We start from the raw sequence: 22,235 nt of genomic DNA, 5'->3' as shown, positions 1-22,235 counted from the left end.
CCCAAAGCCAACACGGCCCTCTAAGTCAATCATCCTGCACCGCCGGCTTCGGCGGGTCCTGGCGCAACCCCGGCAATGGCTGGTCCTTCGGCGGCCCGGGCACCGGCATCGGCGGCAACAGTGGCGCCCCCGGCTGGCTGTCATAGGCCTTGGGCGGCGTACTCGGGGTAATCTGCGGATATGGCGTAGGCGTAGGGGTACCCGGTGCACCGGGCACCGGCGTGCTCAACCGGGGTGGCGTGCTGGCAGCTTCGGCCATGGGCAGGCCGGCGAACAACAGCACAACGAGGATCGCGCGAAACATCAGCAACCTCCTGTCGGGAACCTTCCTACAGGCTACGCCTAAATCACGGCTTTCGCCTGTCCGCCTGCCCCGCAAGCGCGCTAGACTCAATGCATAACCGTCATTTGCCTGATCAGAACAAAGGAAACACCATGAGCTCCACCTCTTCCGCCGCCGCCACCGCGCGCCTGGACCGCATCCTGGCCGATGCCAAGCGCGACAAGGAAATGGGTTACCGCGACAAGGCCCTGAAAATGTACCCGCACGTCTGCGGCCGCTGCGCCCGCGAGTTCTCCGGCAAGCGCCTGAGCGAGCTGACCGTGCACCACCGCGACCACAACCACGACAACAACCCGCAGGACGGCTCCAACTGGGAGCTGCTGTGCCTGTACTGCCACGACAACGAGCACTCGCGCTACACCGACCAGCAGTACTTCAGCGAAGGCTCCACCAGCACCCCGAGCATCGCCAAGGCCACCCACAACCCGTTCGCCGGGCTGGCGGGCATGCTGAAGAAAGACTGACCATCGATTCGCCCCCCGCTGCTACCGGGCAGCCCGTATAATCGCGCTTTTTTTCGCGAAGGGCCCCGGTACGTGGCAAACAAACGATACAGCTGCATCGGCCTGTTCAACCCCAAGTCGGCAGAAAACGTCGGCTCGGTGATGCGCGCCGCGGGTTGCTACGGCGTCAATTCGGTGTTCTACACCGGCAAACGCTACGAGCGTGCCCGTGACTTCGTCACCGACACCAAGCGCGTGCACTACGACATCCCGCTGATCGGCATCGACGACCTGCAGCGCATCATCCCGCTGGGCTGCACGCCGGTGGCTGTGGAATTGGTGGAAGGCGCGCGGCCATTGCCGGAATACACCCACCCGGACCGGGCCATCTACATCTTCGGGCCGGAAGACGGCAGCCTCAGTGCCGATGTGCGGGCGTGGTGCGAAGAGACCATCTACATTCCGACCGAGGGCTGCATGAACCTGGCAGCGACGGTGAATGTGGTGCTGTATGACCGCATGGCCAAGGGGCTGAATACCCGTTCGGGGCCCAAGTTCAAGTAATAAAAAAGCCGCCACTGCGGCAGCAGGACCGGCCCTTTCGCGGGTAAACCCGCTCCCACAGACTGTGCATTCGCTGTGGGAGCGGGTTTACCCGCGAAGAGGCCGGCACTGACAACACAGGGCGGCCAGGTGCCGAACTCCGTCAGAACAGCACCGGTCTTGCTCAGGTCACGAAGCGTTGATCCAGATGGTCTTCAGCTCCGTATACTGGTCATGGGCCCAGATGGACTTGTCGCGCCCACCGAAGCCGGACTCCTTGTAGCCACCGAACGGCGTGGTGACATCCCCTTCGCCGAAGCAGTTGACCGTAACCACGCCCGCGCGGATTTCACGCGACAGGCGCAGCGCATTGCGCAGGCTGCCGGTGTAGGCCGAGGCCGCCAGGCCGTAGACGGTGTCGTTGGCCAGCTCGATCGCCTCGTCGATGGTCTCGAAGCTGGTCACGCTCAGCACCGGGCCGAAGATTTCCTCGACGAACAGCTTGTTGTCGCGGCCAACGTTGTCGACGATGGTCGGCTGCACGAACACGCCGTCCTCGGTCTCGCCACCCTGGACGATACTGAGCTTGTGCTCGGCGGCGTATTCCAGGTACGACTTGACCTTCTCGAAGTGCGACTTGCTGACCATGGCGCCCAGGCGGTTGTCCGGGTCCAGCGGGTCGCCCAGCTTCCAGTCCTTCAGGTGCTTGGCGATCAGGCCCAGCAGCTGGTCCTTCACGTCCTTGTGCACGATCAGGCGCGAAGAAGCGGAGCAGTTTTCGCCCATGTTCCAGAACGCACCGGCGGTGACGAACTGGGCCACTTCGTCCAGGTCCTCGCAGTCGTTCATGACCACGGCCGGGTTCTTGCCACCCAGCTCCAGGACGATGCGCTTGAGGTTGGACTCGGCGGCGTACTTCAGGAACAGGCGGCCGGTGTCGGTGGAGCCGGTGAAGCTGACCATCGGGATGTCCATGTGGCGGCCAATGGCCTCGCCCACTTCACGGCCACCGCCAGGTACCAGATTGAACACGCCTGCAGGAATACCCGCCTCATGGGCCAGTTCGGCCACGCGCAGGGCGCTGAGGGTGGTTTCCTTGGCTGGCTTGACCACGATCGAGCAACCGGCGGCCAGCGACGGGGCAATCTTCCAGGCCAGCATCAGCAGCGGGAAGTTCCACGGCAGTACCAGGCCGACCACGCCGATGGCCTCGCGCACCACCATGGTCACGGCGGCATTGCCGGTCGGGGCCGTGGCGTCGTAGATCTTGTCGATCAGCTCGGCGTGCCAGCGGATGGTGTGGATGGTTTCCGGCACGTCGACGTTCTGGCACTCGCTGACCGGCTTGCCGCTGTCCAGCGCTTCCAGCACGGCCAGTTCATGGGCGTTGTCTTCCAGCAGCTGGGCGAACTTCAGCAGCACGTGCTTGCGGTCGTTCGGCTGCATCTTCGACCAGGTGCCCTGTTCGAACACGCGCTTGGCGGCGGCCACGGCCACGTTCACGTCGTTGACATCGCAGGCGGCGACTTCGGCCAGCTGCTTGCCGGTGGCCGGGTTGGTGGTGACGAAGGTGTTGCCCGAGATGGCATCGCGGAACTCACCGTCGATGAACGCCTGGGTACGCAGTTGCAGTTCGGCGGCGAGGGCCGCGTATTGTTCCTTGCTCAGCAAATCGGCCATTTTCAAGCACCTCCGGTGATCTGTGCGATGTTGCGCTTGAGTTCAGTGACCACGCGCTGCAGTTCCTGCTTCTCGGCCGCATCCAGGTCATACAGCGGCTTGCGTACGCCACCGGTGCTCAGGCCATTGAGGGCGCAGCCGTACTTGATCGACTGGACGAACTTGCCGCCTTCGAGGAAGTCCATCAGCGGCATCATGGCGCCCATGATCTTGCGGCCTTTGTCGAAGTCCTTCTCGATCACACAGGCCTCGTACAGGGCCACGTGCTCGCGCGGGATGAAGTTGGAGCCGGCGCAGACCCAGCTCTTGGCACCCCAGGCAAAGAACTCCAGGGCCTGGTCGTCCCAGCCGCACGACAGCTGGATGTTCGGGCGCTGGATAGCCAGGCGGTGCAACTGGCCCATGTCACCGGAGCTTTCCTTGATGGCGACGATGTTCTTCACGTCGGCCACGGCGTCGAAGAACTCTTCGCCCATGCTCACGCTCATGCGGCCCGGGTAGTTGTAGAGCATGATCGGCAGGCCGGCGGCAGCGTCGACAGCTTTGACGTGCAGGGCGATTTCCTGCTGGGTCGGCAGTGCGTACGGCGGGGTGCCCACCAGCAGTGCATCGGCCTTGATTTCCTTGGCGTGCTGGGCGAAAGCCACGGCGTCTTCGGTGCGGATGCCACCGGTGCCGACGATCAGTGGCAGGCGGCCGGCCAGCACGTCCTTGGCCTGGGCGGCCAGGTCGATGCGCTCCTGGGTGGTGTGGGCGTAGTACTCGCCGGTGGAGCCACCAATGATGACGCCGTGGATTTTCGACTCGACCAGGTATTCGAGGACCTCGGCGAACGCCGCCTTGTCGATCGAGCCGTCCGCAGCCAGCGGAGTGATTGCCGGGGTGTAGATGCCTTCGAATTTCACGGTAGGTTCTCCAGTGCGTTGCTCAGTGTTGTAAAGGCCGCAGCGGATCGACGCTGCGGCGGGTCGTCATGAATTCAGCTCAGCGAAGCCGCTTGTTGCAGGTTGAGCGAGCGGGTTTCCGGGGCCAGGGCAACGGAGAAGGCCAGGCCGACGAAGGTCACCGCGGCGGCGGCATACATGGTGGCGCCGATGCCATAGCTATCGAGGGCGATGGGCACCAGCCAGGTGCCGACCGCGGCACCGACCCGCGACATCGAGGTGCCCACACCAACGGCACCGGCACGGATTTCGGTAGGGAACAGTTCGTTGGGGTACACCAGCTGCAACACCTGGGCGCCACCGATGAACAAGGCGTAGGCGCCGAACAGGGCGAGGATCAGCATCTCGTTGCCGTTGCTGAAAGCGCCCAGGCCCAGCAACGCCAGCCCCGACCAGAAGAAGCTGTGCAGCAGCGTGGTGCGGCGGCCGATGGTGTTCAGCAGGCGGGTGCCGATGATGCAACCGACCACGAACAGGCAGGTGATGGCGACCGAGCCGATGGCGGCCCAGTCCCCTTTCAGGTTCAGTGCACCCAACACTTTCGGAGCGAAGGCGTAGACGGCGAACACCGGGATCACCGAGCAGGTCCAGAACATGGTGACGAACAGCATGCGCTTGCCGTAGCCGGAGTGCAGCAGGCTGAGGAACGACAGCTTGCGGGTCTTGGGCTCTTCCGGCAGGTTCTTCAGCGAGAAATCTCTGCCGTAGACGCGCTTGATCACCTGCTCGGCTTCGGCCGAACGGCCTTTGCTGATCAGCCAGCGCGGCGATTCGGGGGTGCCTATACGGATCGCGAACAGCAGCGCGCCGATCACCGAGGCACTGGCCAGCACCAGGCGCCAGGCATCGTCGCCACCGTGGCGCAGGATCGCTTCACCGACCATGTAGGCGCAGGCGGCACCGGCGAACCACAGCACGGTCAGGGTGGCCAGGCGTGGGCCACGGTTCTTCTTGGGCAGGAACTCCACCAGCAGCGAGGTGGCCACCGGGTATTCGATGCCCACCGCGATGCCGATGGCGAAGCGCAGCAGGAACAGGACCATCGCCGATTCCACCCAGAACTGCGCGATCGAGGCCAGGATGAACAGGGTCGGGCCGACGAAGAACACGCGCTTGCGGCCGAAGCGGTCGGTCAACCAGCCGCCGAAGAAGCCACCGAAGAAAATGCCGATCAGCGCCGAAGCGGCGATCATGCCCTGCCAGAAACTGGTCAGGTTGAGGCCTGCCGACATCTGCACCATGGCAACGCCGATGATGCTCAATACATAGCCATCGACGAACGAGCCGCCACCGGAACGCAGGGTCAGCAACTGGTGAAAGTTGTTGATCGGTACATCTTCAATCGAAACATTTGGACTTGTCATTGTTGTTCCTGCCACTTCTGTTACATGCACATATTCAAGGCGAGCGTGCCCGCGAAACTGAAAACAGCGTTCAGCCCCGGGTGACCGGCCTGTTGGCCGATCATCAATTTCGGGCAAAGGGTGCCCGTGCCGGCTAAATCGCCACCGGCATCAAGTGTTCAAAGTTGCAACGCCGTCAGCGGTCAGCTTTCTTTGCCAGCGCGGAACTGCCCCCACATCAGGTTGGCGTTCAAGCCCAGGGAAACCAAGGGCTGCGGCGGGTTTGCACAAGGCCCGGGAGCGTTGAGCAAGAACTCGATCAGTTCGTTCTTGTCGCCGGCCAGCCAGTCGGCCAGCAACTTGCCGGTGACAGTGCCACGGGTAACACCCAGGCCGTTGCAGCACAGTGCGCCGACAACATTGGGCGCCAACTTGCCAAAGAACCCCATGTGGTTGCGCGACAGTGCCAGTGCACCGCCCCAGGTATATTCGAAGTTCACCCCGGGCAGCATCGGGAAACGCCGGGCGAACGATTCGCGGTGGCGCTGGACGAAGCGGTCCAGGTATTTGCGGTTGCTGCGCCCGTCGGGGTTGTAGCTGAAGCTGTTGCGGATCAGCAGGCGGTTGTCGACGGTGCGGCGCATGGTGGTGCCGAACGGGTCGGCCGGGATCACGCCCCAGTAGGGTTTGCCGCCCAGGCGCGCCTGCTCTTCCTCGGTCAGCGGGCGGGTGATGCTGCCGTAGGTGAACACCGGCAGCATGCGGCCCTTGAGGAAGCCGAAGCTCATGCCGAAGGCGTTGGTGGTGAGCACCAGCTTGTCGGCGGTGATCGAACCGTTGGCATGACGCAGCACTACCTTGTCGCCGTAGTCGACCTCGGTGATGGGCGTGCGTTCATACAGCGAAACGTTGGACGGCAGGCTGTCGGCCAGGCCTTTGACCAGCGCCGACGGCTGCAGCAGGGCGGTGCCGGGGGTGAACAGGCCCTTGCGGTAGAAATGCGTGCCGATGTGCTCGGGCAGGTCGCGGCCTTCGATCACTTCGTAGGGCTGGCCGAGCTTGTCCAGGCCGCGGCGGTAGGCATCCAGCACGGCGATGCCGCGGTCTTCGACGGCCGCCTGGTACTTGCCGCAGTGGCGGAACTGGCACTCGATATCGTAGCGCTCGATCAGCTCCTTGATGTAGGACTGGCCACCCAGGTTGAGCTTGAGGATGGTCTTGGCGATGTCGATGTCGCCGATGTAGTCCTCGGCGCCGATGTCGTGCGGCAGGTCGATGGCAAAGCCGGCGTTGCGCCCGGAGGTGCCAAAGCCGACCTCCTGGGCCTCGATCAGCACGATCTCGTCGTCCGGGAAGTTCGTTGCCAGCTGCCGTGCGGCAGCCAGGCCGGTGAAACCGGCGCCGACCACCACCCAGCGCGCCTGGCTGTGGCCACTGTGGGCCGGCCTTGGCGTGCGGGGCTTGCTCAGGTGATACCAGCCACAGGTGGCATCATCGGCAGGTAACGAACTAATTCTTGTCATGTCACTAACCTGGTTCTTGTTGTCGACGGGTGGTCAGCGCCAGTTGCCTGACCTTGGTAACTCATATCTGAATCGGTACATCCAGCCCTTGCGGCGCGGCGTACTCGGCCATGCGCCGGCGCGACAGCTCGAAGTGCTCGCGCACCAGCTGGCCGGCAGCTTGCGGGTCGCGGCGCTCGATGGCCTGGATCATCTGCTCGTGCTGCTCGCAGGCGATCTCGAGGTCGTGCTGCATGTCATCGGTGGTCGGGTGGCGGTAGAAAATCTTGCCCAGCCGGGTGTGGTCGATCAGCAGGCGACGCAGGCTTGGCAGCAGGTAGTCGTTGTGCGCCATCTTGCCGATTTCCAGGTGGAAGGCGTCGTTGTAGAGCACACGGTTTTCCACGTCGCGCTCTTCGATGGCCTGGCGGAACAGGGCCTGGATACCTTTGAGCACTTCGATCTCGGCGGCGCTGGCATAGGTGGCGGCCAGCTGGGTGGTGGCGATGTAGATCAGCGGGGCGGCGACGAAGAAGCTGTGCAGCGACTCGTGGTTCATGGCAGCGACACGTGGCGCGCGGTTGGCTTCCAGTTCGATGTAGCCTTCGGCGGCGATCTGGCGCAGCAGCTCACGCACTGGCGGGCGCGACAGGCCGAACTCGTCGCACAGGGCCAGTTCATCCACCACCGCGCCCGGGGCCAGTTCCATGCTGAGGATCCGGCGGCGCAGCGCTTCGGCAAGGACGGCCTTGCGGTCCTGCGGCACTTCTGCACTGAGTGGTTGGACGGTGGCTTTCATGGCGGCCTTCTTTGTTGTCATAGAGCTGTGTCTACTATTTGTATAACGACTATAGGGCACTGTTAGACAATATGTCTACAGCATTTTCGATGAACGGTGAAATCTGTCTGGGCCTTTGTTTTCAGGGGGTCCAGCGGGTTCAGGGGTGAGATTAAACACCCCTTGGGGCTGCATTGCCAAACCGGGCAGAAAATTATCCAGATCAGACAAATGGGCAAAATTTGCCGGCCCTTTCGCGGGTAAACCCGCTCCCACAGGATCACCACAGGACCTGAGCACAGTGGTACCCCTGTGGGAGCGGGTTTACCCGCGAAAGGGCCGGCACAAACAAAAAAGCCACCTGCAGGCAGGTGGCTCTCTTCCATTCATACAAATCCCTTCACGCGGTTGCCAAGGCCTCCCGCCGCGCATGCCGCTTGCTGGTAATCACCCCCAGCACCAGGATCACCAGGGCCAGCGCCAGGGTCAGCGATACCTCCATGCGGTGCTTGGGCATGACGAACATGGTGCCGAGGGCAAAGATGATGAAACCGATCACTGCATAGGTCAGCCATGGGTACAGCCACATGCGGAAGGCAATCTCGACATTCTGCCGCTGCAGGATGGCGCGCATGCGCAGTTGCGAGAAGGCAATCGCCAGGTACACCAGCAACGCGATCGACCCGGAACTGGCCAGCAGGAAGGCAAACACCTCGGCCGGGGCAAAGTAGTTGACGATCGTCGCCAGCATGCCGATCAGCGTGCTGCCGATCACCGCCGCACGTGGTACGCCCACCTTCGAGGTGCGCTGGATGAAGCCTGGCGCATCACCGCGCTTGCTCAGCGAGTAGAGCATCCGCGACGAAATGTAGATCGACGAGTTCAGGCAACTGGCCACCGCCACCAGTACCACGATGTCCACCAGCTGCTTGGCGTAAGGAATGTTCATGACTTCCAGCGCTCGCTGGTACGAACCTTGTACCGGCAGCAGCGGGTCGTTCCACGCCACCACAGAGATGATCACGAAGATCGACAGCAGGTAGAACACGCTGATGCGCCAGATCACCGAACGGGTGGCCTTGGCGATGTTGCGCGCCGGGTCTTTCGATTCGGAGGCGGCGATGGTGACCGCTTCGGTGCCCAGGTAGCTGAACATGGTGGTCAGCAAGGCGCCGATGATCGCGGTCCAGCCATTGGGCATGAAGCCGCCCTGCTGCTCCAGCAGAAGTGGCAGGCCACTGACTTCACGCCCCGGCAATACGCCGGCCAGGGCTGCGGCGCCGAGGGCGATGAAGGCGACGATGGCGATGACCTTGAGCATGGCGAACCAGAACTCGAACTCGCCGTACTTGGCCACGCTGAACAGGTTGGTGGCGGTCAGCAGCACGGTCATGCTCAGGGCGAAGAACCAGGCATCGATGTGCGGGAACCAGTTGTTGAGCACCACGCCGGCGGCAATGGCTTCGATGGGAATCACCAGCACCCAGAACCACCAGTACAGCCAGCCGATGGTAAAGCCGGCCCAGCGGCCGATGGCGCGGTCTGCGTAGGTGGAGAACGAGCCGGTATCGGGGCTGGCGACGGCCATTTCCCCGAGCATGCGCATCACCAGCACCACCAGCGCGCCGGCCAGTGCATAGGCGACGATGGCTGAAGGGCCGGCCGCCGCAATGGCGTGCCCGGAGCCGATGAACAACCCGGCACCGATCACCCCGGCGATGGAGAGCATGGTCACATGGCGTTGCTTGAAGCCTTGCGCCAGCTGATTGCTGGCGCCACTCGCGCTTGTCGTTGTCATCCTGATCCCTGCTTTTGTTTTCTTTGTGGGGGGGACGTGAAGCTCCTGGATCGAAACCCAGCGTGGATGAGCTTCGCGCCCGGTCACGGTACGCCAGCGAGGGGGCGGTCAAGTTGCCTGGATCCGCCACGGACTTGACCATAAGTGACATCGGCTCCTTTGAAAGGTGCATGGCAGAGCCTTCTATGCGACAGGGGATGTCGTTCGGCATACCGAGTGAACGATGACGGCGGCCAGCGGGTCAGCTGCTTACACTTCACGAGGAGGCCTTGCCATGCTCGATATCCATTCCGCGACGGCATCGTCGCAGCACAATGTTCATGGGCTGGAACGGGTCAGCTCGCTGGCCGGGGGGGCGCTGATGTTCAGCAAGGGGATGCGCCATGGCGGCCTGGTCGGCTTGCTGCAGATGGTGGTGGGAGGTTTGGCGGTGGCCCGCGGGGTCAGCGGGCATTGTTCGACCAAGGCCTGGTGGCAGCGGCATCGCCAGGAATACCAGCGGCTGCGTGCGGACATCGAGCGCAGTGCGGAGGAGCTGGAGGCGTTGCGGGCCAGTGCCGACGCGGCGACGCAGGGGGTGACGGTGACCGGGAAGGATCCGTTGGCTGGCAGTTGAGTTTTGCACTGCCTGTGCCGGCCTCTTCGCGGGTGAACCCGCTCCCACAGGGACGGCGCCGTCTTGAGGGCAGTACATTACCTGTAGGAGCAGCCTTGTGCTGCGAAAGGGCCAGTATGATCAAAGAGGGTCTGCGGCTGTAATTGCCTCTTCGCAGCACAAGGCTCCTCCTGCAGGGCAACGAGAAACCTGTGGGAGCGGGTTCACCCGCGAAGAGGCCGGTACGGGCGAAAGAGGTGCTCAGCGCAACGCCTTGCTCTGCAACACCTCGGAGCGCCGCCCCAGCACGTTCTCGCTGATCTGTATGAAGTCTTCGGTGCTGACGCTGGGCAGGCGCATCAGCCCGCGCGCCACATCGTCCAGCGAGCGTTTGGCCTGGGTGTGGATGCGGATTTCCTTGTCCAGCGCCTGCAGCAACATCACCCCCCGCGCCACTTGCGCCGGGGTGGCATGCTCGCCCTTGAGCCGGGTGACCTTGGCGCCCTGCTTGCTCAGGCGCGCCTGCCAGGCCTGGTAACGGTCGTCACTCACCCCGCCCGAGCGGCGCAGCAACTCGCTGGCGTAGTAGTCGGTCAGGCTTTCCACCAGCCAGTCACTGCCGTCACGCCCATGGATCTGCGCAAACAGTTGCACCACTTCGCGCAGCAACGGGCTGCTGCCGTTCTCGCTGACCATAGGCCGGGCACTGTGCAGGTACAACGAGCCCTGCGCGGCCATCGCCCCGCGCCACATGCCGTCGCGGGCACCGACCAACAGCAGCTTCGGCGGGTTGCGCGGGAACACCGCCTGCAATTGCGGCCAGACAAAGGTCAGCAAGGTCAGGTTGTCCATGCGCCGCATACCCTGCCCCACCGGTGCGGCCACGGTGACGTCGGTTTCGCCCAGGCGGGCGCGGCGGCTACCCAAGTCGCCGGCGAGCATCCAGCCGGTGGGGCGGTCGAACAGGCGCGAAACGTTGTCGATGCGGAACTTGTCCTTGCCGATGCGCGGCCAGGAAGTCTCGATGCTCTTCCAGCCTTCGGGCAGGTCGAACGCCAGCCGCGCCACCAGCTCGGTGCCATCCTGCTGGTCGAGGCGCGCAGGCGGTACCAGCTGGTCGCCGAGGAACAGCGCCCAATGCGGGGTGATGCGCGACGAATAGGCGCCGCTGCCGCGTTTCTGGTCCAGTTGCACGCGGTAGCTGAGGCTGGTCTTGCCGGCCGCCGGTTGCCACACGCCGCGCTGGCCCTGCAGTTGCCATTGGCCATCAGCCTGGAAGCCGCTGTAGGCGCCGGCCTTGCCCAGGTCGAAGTCCAGGCTGCGCACGGCACTGCCTTCGGCCAAGGTGAGGCGGACCTCCGCCTGGCCACTGGCCGGCAACAGGCGCACCTGGTAGTCGAGGTCGACCTTTTTCGCCCAGGCCGGCGAACTGGCCATCAGGCCAAACAGCAACAACAGCTGGCAACGCATACAGAAACTCCTTGTTTCCCCGTGGCAGCGGGCCGCGCCGGTCAGCTGGCGCGGAAGATCAGGTGGTCTTCCCAGTCGTCTTCGTGCACATCGTGTTCACTGAGCATGCGCCCCGACTGGGAAATGCGCTGTTCATGGACCTGCTGGCGATCGCCGCAGACCAGGTGGTGCCAGGCCGGCAGGTCCTTGCCCTCACTGACCAGGCGGTAGCCGCAGGTGCTCGGCAGCCACTTGAACTGGTCGGCCTTGCCCGGGGTGAGCTGGATGCAGTCAGGTACCTGGGCGAAGCGGTTGGGGTAATCGCTGCACTGGCAGGTGTGCAGATCCAGCAGTTTGCAGGCGATGCGCGTGTAATAGACGCTGTTGTCGTCCTCGTCCTCGAGCTTTTGCAGGCAGCACAGGCCGCAGCCGTCGCACAGCGACTCCCACTCTTGCGGGCTGAGTTGTTCGAGGGTCTTGCGCCGCCAGAACGGTGCGTTTTCAGCGATCATGACACGGGTTTCCTGCATTCATCTTGGGGCCACGGCGCGCGGCGGCGCCAGTCTAGAGCCTGGCCTTCGGCAAAGCCAGACCGCTTGTCAGTCGCGACGCGACGCAGTAGCGTGCGCGTTTCCCGTCCTTTTGCAGGAGCCGCCATGAGCGCCAACCCCCGCATTGCCGATTACGCCATCAACGAGCAATTCATCAACCGCTGGTCGCCACGTGCCTTCACCGCCGAGCCGATCAGCGAAGAAACCCTGCTGAGCTTCCTCGAAGCCGCACGCTGGGCACCGTCGGCGTACAACTCGCAGCCTTGGCGCTTCCTGTATGCCCGCCGCGACACGCCGAACTGGGAGCGCTACCTGAACCTGCTGGTGCCGTTCAACCGCAGCTGGGCGCAACAGGCTTCGGCGCTGGTGCTGGTCATTTCCAAGACCACCTTCGCGGCACCCGGCGCCACTGAAGAAAAGCCGGCGCTGTGGCACACCTTCGACACCGGTTCCGCCTGGGGGCACCTGGCCCTGCAAGCCAGCATCAGCGGCTGGCACACCCATGGCATGGCCGGCTTCGACCAGGAACTGGCGCGTCAGGAGTTGAAGGTTCCGGAAGGCTACGTGCTGCATGCCATGGTGGCGATTGGCAAGCTGGGTGACAAGGCCAGCCTGGACGAAGCCCTGCAGGCGCGTGAAGTACCGAGCCCGCGCAAGCCACTGAGCGAGCTGGCTGCCGAGGGTGATTTCAGCCTGTAAGCCTTGCATTGGCTGTACCGGCCTCTTCGCAGCACAAGGCTGCTCCTACAGCAAAGTGAAAAACCTGTAGGAGCAGCCTTGTGCTGCGAAGAGGCCGGTACAGGCACTATAAAATCAATAGCCCCGGGCGAAGTCCACTTCACCTCGCAACCCCTGCCCCGCCTCATACGCCCGCACATTCTCGACAAACAACCGCACCATCGCCGCCGGCGAGGTGGGCGCCGAGCTGTGCCCGGTCAGCAGCAAGCCCCACGCCGTCCAGAACGGGTGTTGCCTGGGCAACGGCTCCTGCCGGCAGACATCGATCACCGCCCCCGCCAGGTGCCCTTCCTTCAGCGCCTCGACCAGGTCAGCGTCGACCACCGCCGCCCCACGCCCGGCATTGATGAACAGCGCCGTGGGCTGGAAGCACTTGAACAGTGCCGCGTCATACAGGTCGTGGGTTGCCGGGGTATCCGGCAGCAGGTTGAGTACGTAATCGACCTGACTCACCAGGCGCGGCAGGTCGGCCAGCGCCGCTACCTCGACGAACGGCGCCTGCTCGCGGGCGCTGCTGGCAACGCCATACAGCACCACGCCAAACGCCTGCAGGAACTCGGCCACCCGCTGGCCAATGTCGCCAGTGCCGACGATCAGCACCTTGCGCCCTTCCAGGGTCCGCCCCGGGCGGTCGTCCCAACGACGCTCGACCTGGCTGACCAGCCGCGACAGCACCTCGCGCTCATGGCCGAGCATGTAGGTGAGCATGTACTCGGCCATCACCTGGCCAAAGATGCCCACGGCGCGGGTCAGGCGATAGTCGCGCGGCAGGCCCTCGGCCAGCAGCGGGGTGATACCGGCCCAGGTGGACTGCATCCAGCCCGGCTTGTGGCCCTGGCGCAACAGGCTTGCCAGCAGGTCCGGCTGGCCCAGCCACACCGGGCACTGTGGCGCCTGGCGTGCCAGTTCGGCGGAGTCGCCGCTGGTCAGGACTTCCAGCTCAGGCGCGGCTGCGCGCAAGATCTCGGCGTATCGAGCATGATCATGCTCAGCAATCAGTACTCGCATGATCAGGCAGGGTCGTTACGGCGCAGCAACTCTTCGGGCAGGTGCTCGATGTAGTCGTCTTCCGGCGGCGGCATCTGCAGGTGGTAACCCTGGTTGTCGAGGTTTTCCAGCACCTTGGCGATATCCTCGCGGGCCAGCTTGCGCTCGGGGGTAAGCACCAGGTCGAAGGCGTGCACGGGGGTGCCGAAGAACGGCAGCAGGCCTTCGGGCACGCGCTCCAGGCCGTCGGCCTTGAGCACGTACAGGTACATTTCGTTCTTGCGGGGGCTCTTGTAGATAGAGCAAATGCGTTTCATCGGGTCTCTCCGGCGCCTGCCAGGCTGTCCAGCAGGGCCTGGCCCATGCGCTCACGGCGCCAGCCGCGCAGCGAATCGGGCAATTGATAGGGGCCATTGGGGTAGCCGCTCTTGAGCAGCGCTTCCAGGGCTTTTTTGCGCAGCATCAGCTCGGGGGCAATGCCCAGGCGCTCACCTTCGGCCTGGCCGATGGCACGCAGCTGCTTGAGGATACCTGCGGCCTCGATCGGCAAAGGCTCGGGCAAGGCCTGTGGCCATTGCTCGGCTGGCAGGCTGGCGGCACGCTTGATCAGCTGGATGAGGAACTCACCGTCCTGACGAATGGTGCGCGGATGCATCTCGTCGATCTTGGCCAGCGCCGACAGGTTGCTCGGCTGGCTCTTGGCCATCGGCCACAGCGAGTGCTCCTTGAGGATGCGATTGCGCGGTACGTCGCGGTTGCGCGCTTCACGCTCGCGCCAGGCACACAGCTCACGCAGCACTGCCAGTTGCTGGGGGGCCAGCTTCCAGGCCAGCTTGACGTCGCGGTACAGGCTTTCGGGCTCGACTTCGCGGCGCAATGCAGCCACCAGCTCGGCGCCGTCCTCCAGCACCCAGGCGTACTTGTCGTCACTCAGGCGCGGGCGCAACACGGTGAACAGCTCGGCCAAGTGCACGGCATCCTCGGCGGCATAGCTGACCTGGGTTTCCGAGAGCGGGCGCTGCAGCCAGTCGGAGCGGGTTTCGCCCTTGGGCAGGTCGATACCCAGCACATCCTGCACCAGGCGCGAATAACCCATGGAGAACCCCAGGTTCAGATAACCGGCCGCCAGTTGGGTGTCGAACAGCGGCTGTGGCAGCTTGCCGGTCAGGCGCAGCAGCACTTCGAGGTCTTCGCTGCAGGCGTGCAGCACCTTGACCACACCGCTGTCATCCAGCAGTTCGGCCAGGGGTTGCCAGTTGCCGATCAGCAACGGATCGATCAGGAAGGCACGCTGGCCATCGCCGATCTGGATAAGCCCGGCTTTCGGGTAGAAGGTGTCGACCCGCATGAATTCGGTGTCGACGGCGACAAAGGGCAGCTGATGCCAGTCGCGGCAGTGTTCGGCCAGGCTCTGGTCGTCACGGATCCAGTGTATTTCGATGGCCACGAGGCTCTCCCACTAACATTGGCGCGCAGTATATACGGCGCGGGCACTGCTGGTGAAACCTGCGCCATCCCTGGAATAGATAAACGGTGCTGCACCGGCGCGTTTTTTTTGTAGGAGCAGCCTTGTGCTGCGAAAGGGCCGGAGCACTGATCATGGTGCTGTATTGGCTGTACCGGCCCCTTCGCAGCACAAGGCTGCTCCTACAGTGCCCGCGTGCAGTCAGACTCAGCGCTTGGCCGCCAGCCACGGCCGGCAGCTGGCGAACATGTCCAGCGATTGCTGGTAGACCTCGGTACGCACCTGCAACAGGCCGAGCATCGAGTGGAACAGGTTGTCCTGCGACAGCGGCGCATCGCTGAGCTTGGCCAGGCAATCGGTGTCGACGCCGAAGTCCTCCTTGTAGCTGTCGGAGAACCAGGTCAGCAACGGCACATGCTTCTGCTGCTCGGGGGCGATGGCGTAAGGCGTGCCGTGCAGGAACAGGTTGTACTCACCCAGCGACTCGCCATGGTCGGACAGGTAGATCATCGCCGTGTCGACCTTGTCCTGCTTGCTGCGCAGGGTATCGATCAGCGAGGCCAGCACCTTGTCGGTATAGGCCAGGGTGTTGTCGTAGCCGTTGACGATTTCCTGTTCGCTGCACTGGTCCAGCGCGTTGCTCTGGCACACCGGGGCAAAGCGCTGGTCGGCGCCGGGGTAGCGCTTGAAGTATTCAGGCCCGTGGCTGCCCATCTGGTGCAGCACCAGCACGGTGTCCTTGTCGAGGTTGTCGATCAGCTCACCCAGGCCCTGCAGCAGGATCTGGTCATGGCATTCACCATCAGCGCACAACTGCGGGTCCTGGAGTTTGCTGACATCGATGAACTGCACGCGGTCGCAGGTACCCTTGCAGCCCGATTGATTGTCACGCCACTGCACCGCCAGGCCGGTCCGCTGGAGGATGTCCAGCAACCCTTCGCGGTTCTTCGCCACGCGGGCATCGTAGTCCTTGCGCTTCATGCCAGAGAACATGCACGGCACCGAAACGGCGGTTTCCGTGCCGCAGGAGTGAACATCGGAGAACGCCAGCAGGCCCTGCTCCCTGGCAAGGTTCGGTGTGGTATCGCGGTTGTAGCCGAGCACGCCGAAGTGATCTGCCCGCGCACTTTCACCCACCACCAGCACAGTCAGCGACTTGCGTTCATGCTTTTGCCAGGCAGCGTCACGCTTGGCATCTTCGCCGTAATGCTGGAAGGGCCGTGATGCGGTACCGACGCGCTCGCTGACATAACCGATGGAGGCACCCACGATATTGCTGGGGGTGAGCATCAGGCGCAGTTCGTGGTGGTTGCGAAACAGCGACGAAAGGCCCTGGTAGTTGACCAGTGCCACCGAGCCCAGGGCCACCACGCAGGCACCGCCAACCACCAGCTTGCCGAGCAGTTCACGGTGCCAGGCGCGATAGGCGATCGGCGCCTTCCACAACAGCAGCGAAGGCACTACACCGAGGCCCAGGATATACAAGGCAAACTTCAACGAAAGCAGGTCACGCACTTCCGCCACGTTGGTTTCCGCAATATTGCGGAACATGCCCGCGTCAATGAGTACGCCGTACTGGTTCATGAAGTAAGCCACACCCGCGCCACTCATGAACAACACGATAAGTATTGGCTTCAATACATAACGGAAGGCGAACAACGTAAGGATCAGGTTGAACGCGAACAGCATCAGCACGGCAAACGCCAGGCTCAGCCAAAGCCCCGGCAAACCGGGCGGCACGACCTGTTCGAGATGCTGCCAGAGGAAGACATTGAAGCCTATCAGCAGGTAAAGGCTGGCCAGCAGCGTGACCCATTCAGTCCGCAGGGATTTGAAGTTGAGCATCAGTGTTCGCAATCAAGAGTGATTATCAGCCCGAGGGCCTGCGCGGCACCGGGGAAACTTGGCTGAACTCTAGAAAGCGTGCCATCAATATTTTGTGAAAAAGACGCCAACAAATTCGTGAGCAGGCGCCTTTTCTACATTAAAAGAAGTTCATTCAGCGCTTGTTCAGCCTGGCAGGCGTGCCTTGGCATACGGCTCGCGGTCGATGTCCAGCACTTCCACGCACAGCTGGATGTCCAGCCCAGGTTGCTTGGGGATGGCCTCACGCAGCACATCCAGCAGGCTGCCGGACAGTTGCTTCTTCACCTCGGGCGAGCGCCCGCTGAGGATGGCCAGGCGCACATGGGCAAAGGCACGCTCGCCGGGCGCAGTGCCCACTCGATAGTGCTCGAAGGCTTCGGCGCGGCTTTTGATATCGGCCTCGTCGGCGAACTGGCCACTGCCGACCAGGGCATGGTTCAGGCGCAGCAGCAGGACGTCGACATTCAGCTCACTCAGGTTGTCGCTGTATTCGAGGTTCAGGTGAGGCATGGCGCAGGTTCCGGGTCACGGGGGAGATGCGACAGCCTACCCCAGTCCCCTACCTGCGCAAAGACGACTATCCTCAAAGGTCAGAACCATCCGCCAACCCCCGACAGAGGTGAAGAAATGCCAGTTCCGCATGATCTGCTCGCTGACCTGCACGTTACCGCTGATGCATTCCAGGCGCTCATGGACAAGGACCAGACGCTGCACTCACTGCACAAGGAATACAACGCAAAAGACAAAGAGGTGGTCGCTGCCGAAGGCAACGGCACCAACGACGAAACCGTCAACCGCCTGCGCAAGGAGCGCTTGCTGATCAAGGACAAGATCGAACGGATCATTCATCCGCCCAAATCCTGATAGATACCACAGGTCTGCACGGCCCTTGTAGGAGCGGCCTTGTGTCGCGATGGGCTGCGCAGCAGCCCCGAAAATCTCGACATAGACATAGATTTTGGGGCTGCTGCGCAGCCCATCGCGACACAAGGCCGCTCCTACAACCGCATCATCACGAGCCAGCAGCCGCAGCCTTCAGCGCCCCATCCAGGTCCTCGACCAGGTCACGGTAATCCTCGATCCCCACCGACAACCGCAGCAGGTTCTCGCTGATGCCCATCACGCCCTTCTGCTCCGGGCTCAGCGAGCAGTGCGACATGCTCCAGGAGTGGTTGATCATGCTTTCCACCCCGCCCAGCGAGTCGGCCAGCACGAAGATCTGCAGCGCCTCCACCAGGCGGTTTAGCGCGACCCGGTCGCCCTTGACCTTCATCGCCACTACCGCCCCGCCACTGCGCATCTGCCGTTTGCACAACTCATGTTGCGGGTGGCTTTCCAGCCCCGGGTAATACACCTGCTCGATCTGCGCGTGGCTTTCGAGGAAGCGTGCCACCTGCAGGGCATTGGCACACTGGCGCTCCATGCGCACATCCAGGGTCTTCAGACCGCGCAGGGCCAGGTAGCAGTCGAACGGCCCCTGCACCGCGCCAATCGCCATGCTGATGCGGCGCAGGCGCGCCAACAGCGCATCATTGGCAGCTACGACCACGCCACCGGTGAGGTCGGAGTGGCCGCCGATGTACTTGCTGGCCGAGTGCATCACCAGGTCCACGCCCAGGGTGATCGGGCGCTGGTTCCACGGCGAGCAGAAGGTGTTGTCGATGCAAGTGAGGATGCCCCGTGCCTTGGCCAGGTCGCACACCGCCTTGATGTCGACCAGGTGCAGCAACGGGTTGGTCGGCGATTCGATCCAGATCAGCTGGGTTTCCGGCTTGATGGCGGCGGCCACCGCCTCGAGGTCGTTGAGGTCGACGTAGGTGGTGGTCAGGCCCGAGGTGCGGCTGCGGTAGTCTTCCATGATGCGGAAGGTACCGCCGTACACGCCGTTCATCACCACCACGTGGGCATCCTTGGGCAGCAACTCCAGCACGGTGGCGGTGGCGTTCACACCCGAGGCGCAGGCGACCGCGCCAACGCCCTCTTCCAGGGCGGCGACACAGGTTTCATAGGCATGCCGGGTGGGGTTGCCGACGCGGCTGTAGGAGTATTCCGGCTTGTCGTCCAGGCTGCGCTTGGTGAACGAGCTGGCGGTGACGATCGCCGGGAAAATAGCGTTATCGGCGACGCTGAACTGCTCACCGGCGTGAATGGTACGGGTGGCGAAATTGCGCGGCTTGTCGGACATGGTCAGGCCCATTGGCAGAGTGAAAGCTGCAACTATCGCACAACCCAAATCTTCTAGCCTTGGGGTAATCTGTGAAATATTTTTCTCCACGGCCCACGCGCGATATGGACAGCTTCGACCAGCACATTCTCACCCTGCTTCAGCGCGACGCCTCGATCTCGCTCAAGGACCTGGCCGAGGCCGTCAACCTCTCCACCACGCCGTGCTGGAAGCGGGTCAGGCGCCTGGAAGAAGACGGCTACATTGTCGGCCGTGTCGCCCTGCTCGACCCGGAACGGCTGGGGCTGGGGCTGACGGTGTTCGTCCAGCTCAAGACCCAGCGCCACGACAGCGCCTGGCTGGAGCAGTTTGCCGCGACCGTGACCGGGTTCGAGGAAGTGATGGAGTTCTACCGCATGTCGGGGGACTGGGATTACATGCTGCGGGTGGTGGTGGGGGATATTGCGGCGTATGACCGGTTTTATAAAAAGCTGATCACCAGTACTGATGGGCTGTCGAACATCACTTCCAGTTTTGCCATGGAGCAGATGAAGTACACCACGGCCTACCCGGTGCATCGTTCCTGATCGGTGCTGGATTCTTCGCGGGCTTGCCCGCTCCCACAGGAGTACCACAGGTGCTGAAAACTGTGGGGTCCCTGTGGGAGCGGGCAAGCCCGCGAAGAGGCCAGCACAGGCAACCGATCAATCCGCGGCAAGCACCGCCGCAATCCGGTTCCCCGCCTTGGCTTTCTCGACCTTGATCGCCACGAACTTCGAGGTCGGGGTATAGGTCCCCTCGCCATAGCTTTCCAGCGGCACCAGCGGGTTGGTCTCCGGGTAATAGGCCGCCGCCTGCCCCTCGGGCACGTCATAAGCCACCAGGCGAAAGCCCGAGACCCGCCGCTCCACGCCATCCTCCCACAGCGACACCAGGTCCACATGCTCGCCCGGCTCGAAGCCCATCCGGCGGATGTCCACCTCGTTGACGAACACCACTTCACGCAGGCCAAACACCCCGCGATAACGGTCGTCCAGGCCATACAGGGTGGTGTTGTACTGGTCGTGCGAGCGCAGGGTCTGCAGGATCAGGTCGGGCTTGTCACCGCGCGCCAGCACCTTGGCATTCACCAGTTGCTCCGGCAGCTGGTGCGGGCTGAAGCGCGCCTTGCCTGTGGCCGTGCGCCAGGTACGGTCGGCGGCATTGTTGCCCAGGTGGAAGCCGCCCGGGTGCTGCAGGCGCTCGTTGAAATCGGCAAAGCCGGGGATCACATCGGCAATCATGCTGCGGATACGGCCATAGTCGGCAACTGCGTATTCCCAGTCGATCGGCTGCTTGCCCAGGGTCGCCTGGGCCATGCCGGCGATGATCCACGGCTCCGAGCGCAGGTGCGGCGAGCGCGGGCGCAGCTGGCCGTGGGAGATGTGTACCATGCTGAAGGTGTCCTCCACGGTCACGCCTTGCGGCCCGCTGGCCTGCATGTCGATTTCGGTACGGCCCAGGCACGGCAGGATCAACGCATCGCGGCCGGTGACCAGGTGCGAGCGGTTGAGCTTGGTGGAAATCTGCACGGTCAGCGCGCAATTGCGCATGGCCGCATGAGTGCGCGGCGTATCCGGCGTGGCTTGGGCAAAGTTGCCACCCAGGCCGATGAACACCTTGGCCCGTCCCTCTTCCATGGCCTTGATAGCCAGCACGGCGTTATGCCCGTGGGCACGCGGCACGCGGAACCGGAAGCGTTTTTCGATGGCATCGAGCAGGGCCGCCCCGGGCTTCTCGTCGATGCCCATGGTGCGGTCGCCCTGCACGTTGCTGTGACCGCGCACCGGTGACAGGCCGGCACCGGGCTTGCCGACGTTGCCGCGCAGCAGCTGCAGGTTGACGATTTCCTGAACGGTCGGCACCGAGTGGCGATGCTGGGTGACGCCCATGGCCCAGCACATGATTACCCGTTCGGCCTTGCGGTACATGCGCGCGGCCAGTTCGATCTCGGCCTGGGTCAGGCCCGATTGCTCGACGATGTGCGCCCAGGGCGTGGCATCCACGGTTTCCAGGTATGCGTCGATGCCACTGGTGTGCTCGGCGATGAAGGCATGGTCGAACACCGCCGGTTCGCCATTGGCCTGGGCTTCGCGTTCCCACTGCAGCAGGTACTTGGCAATGCCACGCATCACTGCCATGTCACCGCCCAAGGCCGGGCGGAAGTAGGCCGTATTGGTTGGTTCGGAGCCATTGCTGAGCATCTCGAACGGGTGCTGGGGGTGCTGGAAGCGCTCCAGGCCGCGCTCCTTGAGCGGGTTGAAGCAGACCACCTGGGCACCACGCTTCACCGCTTCACGCAGCGGTTCGAGCATGCGCGGGTGGTTGGTGCCGGGGTTCTGGCCGATGACGAAGATGGCATCGGCCAGTTCCAGGTCGTGGAACACCACGGTGCCCTTGCCCACGCCGAGGGTTTCCGACATGCCCACGCCGCTGGCTTCATGGCACATGTTCGAGCAGTCGGGGAAGTTGTTGGTGCCGTAGGCGCGGACGAACAGCTGGTAGAGGAACGCCGCCTCGTTGCTGGCCCGGCCCGAGGTGTAGAACTCGGCCTGGTCGGGCGATTCGAGTGCGCGCAAGTGTTGCGCAACCAGCGCAAAGGCTTCTTCCCAGCTGGTTTCGACATAGTGGTCGGTGGCCGCGTCGTAGCGCATCGGGTGGGTCAGGCGGCCCTGGTACTCCAGCCAGTAGTCGGTCTGCTCGGCCAGCGCACTGACGCTGTACCTGGCGAAGAATGCCGGGTCCACCGAGCGGCCGGTGGCTTCCCAGTTGACCGCCTTGGCGCCGTTCTCGCAGAACTTGACCATGTCGTTTTCCGGCGACTCGCCCCAGGCGCAGCCTGGGCAGTCGAAGCCGCCGTTCTGGTTGGTCTTGAGCATGGCCCGCAGGTTCTTGAAGGCATTGTCGCTGCCCAGCCAGCTCTTGGTCACGCTCTTGAGCGCCCCCCAGCCGGCGGCGGCGCCCTTGTAGTCCCTGATGTGTTGGTCCTGGCTCATGCGATGAATCC

Annotated in this window: 22 protein-coding genes; 6 read left to right on the top strand and 16 right to left on the bottom strand. The window is 63.5% G+C overall.

The window, feature by feature from the left end; all coding sequences use genetic code 11:
* Window positions 1-25: 25 nt before the first annotated feature.
* Window positions 26-304, bottom strand: coding sequence for a hypothetical protein (locus ACGLHT_RS21455; RefSeq protein WP_085618071.1), 279 nt, complete (start codon window positions 302-304; stop codon window positions 26-28).
* A 131-nt stretch (window positions 305-435) separates the two neighbouring features.
* Here ACGLHT_RS21455 and ACGLHT_RS21450 point away from each other — a divergent pair, with 131 nt between their 5' ends.
* Window positions 436-807 (top strand): YajD family HNH nuclease, encoded by a 372-nt coding sequence (locus ACGLHT_RS21450; RefSeq protein WP_003259546.1) that lies wholly within the window; start codon window positions 436-438, stop codon window positions 805-807.
* A 72-nt stretch (window positions 808-879) separates the two neighbouring features.
* On the top strand, window positions 880-1,350 hold the full coding sequence (locus ACGLHT_RS21445; RefSeq protein ID WP_025340213.1) for an RNA methyltransferase: 471 nt from the start codon (window positions 880-882) through the stop codon (window positions 1,348-1,350).
* 168 nt (window positions 1,351-1,518) lie between these two features.
* On the opposite strand, the gene ACGLHT_RS21440 is transcribed toward ACGLHT_RS21445, so the two are convergent.
* The 6 genes from ACGLHT_RS21440 to gabP form a co-directional block, all read right to left on the bottom strand.
* A complete protein-coding gene (locus tag ACGLHT_RS21440) occupies window positions 1,519-3,009 on the bottom strand; it encodes an aldehyde dehydrogenase (protein WP_025340214.1) in 1,491 nt (496 codons plus the stop codon).
* A 2-nt stretch (window positions 3,010-3,011) separates the two neighbouring features.
* Entirely contained in the window at window positions 3,012-3,914 is a 903-nt protein-coding gene (locus ACGLHT_RS21435) for a dihydrodipicolinate synthase family protein (RefSeq protein WP_025340215.1), read from the bottom strand.
* A gap of 74 nt (window positions 3,915-3,988) precedes the next feature.
* Window positions 3,989-5,317, bottom strand: a complete 1,329-nt coding sequence (locus tag ACGLHT_RS21430; protein WP_025340216.1) for an MFS transporter — start codon at window positions 5,315-5,317, stop codon at window positions 3,989-3,991.
* Window positions 5,318-5,499: 182 nt separating this feature from the next.
* Window positions 5,500-6,819: an FAD-binding oxidoreductase gene (locus ACGLHT_RS21425; RefSeq protein WP_274079730.1), complete on the bottom strand. Its 1,320-nt coding sequence runs from the start codon at window positions 6,817-6,819 to the stop codon at window positions 5,500-5,502.
* Window positions 6,820-6,880: 61 nt separating this feature from the next.
* Window positions 6,881-7,597 carry a GntR family transcriptional regulator gene (locus ACGLHT_RS21420; RefSeq protein WP_075046029.1) on the bottom strand — a complete coding sequence of 239 codons (717 nt, stop codon included), beginning with the start codon at window positions 7,595-7,597 and terminating at the stop codon, window positions 6,881-6,883.
* Window positions 7,598-7,976: 379 nt separating this feature from the next.
* Window positions 7,977-9,374: a GABA permease gene (gabP, locus tag ACGLHT_RS21415; RefSeq protein ID WP_274120817.1), complete on the bottom strand. Its 1,398-nt coding sequence runs from the start codon at window positions 9,372-9,374 to the stop codon at window positions 7,977-7,979.
* A gap of 274 nt (window positions 9,375-9,648) precedes the next feature.
* On the opposite strand from gabP, the gene ACGLHT_RS21410 reads away from it, so the two are divergent.
* The gene (locus ACGLHT_RS21410) at window positions 9,649-9,990 is read left to right on the top strand and encodes a DUF2892 domain-containing protein (RefSeq protein WP_025340220.1); all 342 of its coding nucleotides are present in this window, start codon (window positions 9,649-9,651) and stop codon (window positions 9,988-9,990) included.
* Between the two features lie 240 nt (window positions 9,991-10,230).
* Here the strand turns inward: ACGLHT_RS21410 and ACGLHT_RS21405 are convergent, their stop codons facing one another.
* Both ACGLHT_RS21405 and ACGLHT_RS21400 read right to left on the bottom strand, forming a co-directional pair.
* Window positions 10,231-11,439 carry a hypothetical protein gene (locus ACGLHT_RS21405; protein WP_274120818.1) on the bottom strand — a complete coding sequence of 403 codons (1,209 nt, stop codon included), beginning with the start codon at window positions 11,437-11,439 and terminating at the stop codon, window positions 10,231-10,233.
* 41 nt (window positions 11,440-11,480) lie between these two features.
* A complete protein-coding gene (locus ACGLHT_RS21400) occupies window positions 11,481-11,930 on the bottom strand; it encodes a YcgN family cysteine cluster protein (RefSeq protein ID WP_025340222.1) in 450 nt (149 codons plus the stop codon).
* A gap of 144 nt (window positions 11,931-12,074) precedes the next feature.
* Here ACGLHT_RS21400 and ACGLHT_RS21395 point away from each other — a divergent pair, with 144 nt between their 5' ends.
* Window positions 12,075-12,668, top strand: coding sequence for a nitroreductase family protein (locus tag ACGLHT_RS21395; protein ID WP_085618059.1), 594 nt, complete (start codon window positions 12,075-12,077; stop codon window positions 12,666-12,668).
* A gap of 114 nt (window positions 12,669-12,782) precedes the next feature.
* Here the strand turns inward: ACGLHT_RS21395 and ACGLHT_RS21390 are convergent, their stop codons facing one another.
* The 5 genes from ACGLHT_RS21390 to ACGLHT_RS21370 all read right to left on the bottom strand — a co-directional run bounded on the left by ACGLHT_RS21390 (window position 12,783) and on the right by ACGLHT_RS21370 (window position 17,535).
* Window positions 12,783-13,715 carry a D-2-hydroxyacid dehydrogenase gene (locus tag ACGLHT_RS21390; protein ID WP_274120819.1) on the bottom strand — a complete coding sequence of 311 codons (933 nt, stop codon included), beginning with the start codon at window positions 13,713-13,715 and terminating at the stop codon, window positions 12,783-12,785.
* Window positions 13,716-13,717: 2 nt separating this feature from the next.
* Window positions 13,718-14,011 (bottom strand): YcgL domain-containing protein, encoded by a 294-nt coding sequence (locus ACGLHT_RS21385; protein WP_015271354.1) that lies wholly within the window; start codon window positions 14,009-14,011, stop codon window positions 13,718-13,720.
* Window positions 14,008-15,141 (bottom strand): ribonuclease D, encoded by a 1,134-nt coding sequence (rnd, locus tag ACGLHT_RS21380; protein WP_013973768.1) that lies wholly within the window; start codon window positions 15,139-15,141, stop codon window positions 14,008-14,010. The genes ACGLHT_RS21385 and rnd overlap by 4 nt, the downstream gene beginning before the upstream one ends.
* 225 nt (window positions 15,142-15,366) lie before the next feature.
* Window positions 15,367-17,004 (bottom strand): phosphoethanolamine transferase, encoded by a 1,638-nt coding sequence (locus ACGLHT_RS21375; protein WP_013973769.1) that lies wholly within the window; start codon window positions 17,002-17,004, stop codon window positions 15,367-15,369.
* Between the two features lie 165 nt (window positions 17,005-17,169).
* Window positions 17,170-17,535, bottom strand: coding sequence for a 5-carboxymethyl-2-hydroxymuconate Delta-isomerase (locus tag ACGLHT_RS21370; protein WP_024087577.1), 366 nt, complete (start codon window positions 17,533-17,535; stop codon window positions 17,170-17,172).
* Window positions 17,536-17,652: 117 nt separating this feature from the next.
* On the opposite strand from ACGLHT_RS21370, the gene ACGLHT_RS21365 reads away from it, so the two are divergent.
* Window positions 17,653-17,889: a YdcH family protein gene (locus tag ACGLHT_RS21365; RefSeq protein ID WP_003259536.1), complete on the top strand. Its 237-nt coding sequence runs from the start codon at window positions 17,653-17,655 to the stop codon at window positions 17,887-17,889.
* Between the two features lie 148 nt (window positions 17,890-18,037).
* Here the strand turns inward: ACGLHT_RS21365 and ACGLHT_RS21360 are convergent, their stop codons facing one another.
* Window positions 18,038-19,222, bottom strand: a complete 1,185-nt coding sequence (locus tag ACGLHT_RS21360) for a PLP-dependent aspartate aminotransferase family protein (RefSeq protein WP_274120820.1) — start codon at window positions 19,220-19,222, stop codon at window positions 18,038-18,040.
* Between the two features lie 92 nt (window positions 19,223-19,314).
* Between ACGLHT_RS21360 and ACGLHT_RS21355 the strand changes: the two genes are divergently transcribed.
* Entirely contained in the window at window positions 19,315-19,776 is a 462-nt protein-coding gene (locus tag ACGLHT_RS21355; protein ID WP_038410090.1) for an Lrp/AsnC family transcriptional regulator, read from the top strand.
* A 117-nt stretch (window positions 19,777-19,893) separates the two neighbouring features.
* Here ACGLHT_RS21355 and ACGLHT_RS21350 read toward each other — a convergent pair whose 3' ends face one another.
* Window positions 19,894-22,224 (bottom strand): FdhF/YdeP family oxidoreductase, encoded by a 2,331-nt coding sequence (locus ACGLHT_RS21350; protein WP_038410091.1) that lies wholly within the window; start codon window positions 22,222-22,224, stop codon window positions 19,894-19,896.
* Window positions 22,225-22,235: the final 11 nt, after the last annotated feature.

This window comes from Pseudomonas sp. PsB, from assembly GCF_043658375.1.
Classification (GTDB): Bacteria; Pseudomonadota; Gammaproteobacteria; order Pseudomonadales; family Pseudomonadaceae; genus Aquipseudomonas; species Aquipseudomonas putida_Z.
The sequence above is the reverse complement of the archived record's forward strand: the minus strand, read 5'-3'. Positions and strand labels throughout refer to the sequence as shown.

Coding starts and splice junctions, on each gene's coding strand:
- ACGLHT_RS21455 (WP_085618071.1), bottom strand. CDS start 304: ATGTTTCGCGCGATCCTCGTTGTGCTGTTGTTCGCCGGCCTGCCCATG.
- ACGLHT_RS21450 (WP_003259546.1), top strand. CDS start 436: ATGAGCTCCACCTCTTCCGCCGCCGCCACCGCGCGCCTGGACCGCATC.
- ACGLHT_RS21440 (WP_025340214.1), bottom strand. CDS start 3,009: ATGGCCGATTTGCTGAGCAAGGAACAATACGCGGCCCTCGCCGCCGAA.
- ACGLHT_RS21430 (WP_025340216.1), bottom strand. CDS start 5,317: ATGACAAGTCCAAATGTTTCGATTGAAGATGTACCGATCAACAACTTT.
- ACGLHT_RS21425 (WP_274079730.1), bottom strand. CDS start 6,819: ATGACAAGAATTAGTTCGTTACCTGCCGATGATGCCACCTGTGGCTGG.
- ACGLHT_RS21420 (WP_075046029.1), bottom strand. CDS start 7,597: ATGAAAGCCACCGTCCAACCACTCAGTGCAGAAGTGCCGCAGGACCGC.
- gabP (WP_274120817.1), bottom strand. CDS start 9,374: ATGACAACGACAAGCGCGAGTGGCGCCAGCAATCAGCTGGCGCAAGGC.
- ACGLHT_RS21410 (WP_025340220.1), top strand. CDS start 9,649: ATGCTCGATATCCATTCCGCGACGGCATCGTCGCAGCACAATGTTCAT.
- ACGLHT_RS21405 (WP_274120818.1), bottom strand. CDS start 11,439: ATGCGTTGCCAGCTGTTGTTGCTGTTTGGCCTGATGGCCAGTTCGCCG.
- ACGLHT_RS21400 (WP_025340222.1), bottom strand. CDS start 11,930: ATGATCGCTGAAAACGCACCGTTCTGGCGGCGCAAGACCCTCGAACAA.
- ACGLHT_RS21395 (WP_085618059.1), top strand. CDS start 12,075: ATGAGCGCCAACCCCCGCATTGCCGATTACGCCATCAACGAGCAATTC.
- ACGLHT_RS21390 (WP_274120819.1), bottom strand. CDS start 13,715: ATGCGAGTACTGATTGCTGAGCATGATCATGCTCGATACGCCGAGATC.
- ACGLHT_RS21385 (WP_015271354.1), bottom strand. CDS start 14,011: ATGAAACGCATTTGCTCTATCTACAAGAGCCCCCGCAAGAACGAAATG.
- ACGLHT_RS21375 (WP_013973769.1), bottom strand. CDS start 17,004: ATGCTCAACTTCAAATCCCTGCGGACTGAATGGGTCACGCTGCTGGCC.
- ACGLHT_RS21370 (WP_024087577.1), bottom strand. CDS start 17,535: ATGCCTCACCTGAACCTCGAATACAGCGACAACCTGAGTGAGCTGAAT.
- ACGLHT_RS21365 (WP_003259536.1), top strand. CDS start 17,653: ATGCCAGTTCCGCATGATCTGCTCGCTGACCTGCACGTTACCGCTGAT.
- ACGLHT_RS21360 (WP_274120820.1), bottom strand. CDS start 19,222: ATGGGCCTGACCATGTCCGACAAGCCGCGCAATTTCGCCACCCGTACC.
- ACGLHT_RS21355 (WP_038410090.1), top strand. CDS start 19,315: ATGGACAGCTTCGACCAGCACATTCTCACCCTGCTTCAGCGCGACGCC.
- ACGLHT_RS21350 (WP_038410091.1), bottom strand. CDS start 22,224: ATGAGCCAGGACCAACACATCAGGGACTACAAGGGCGCCGCCGCCGGC.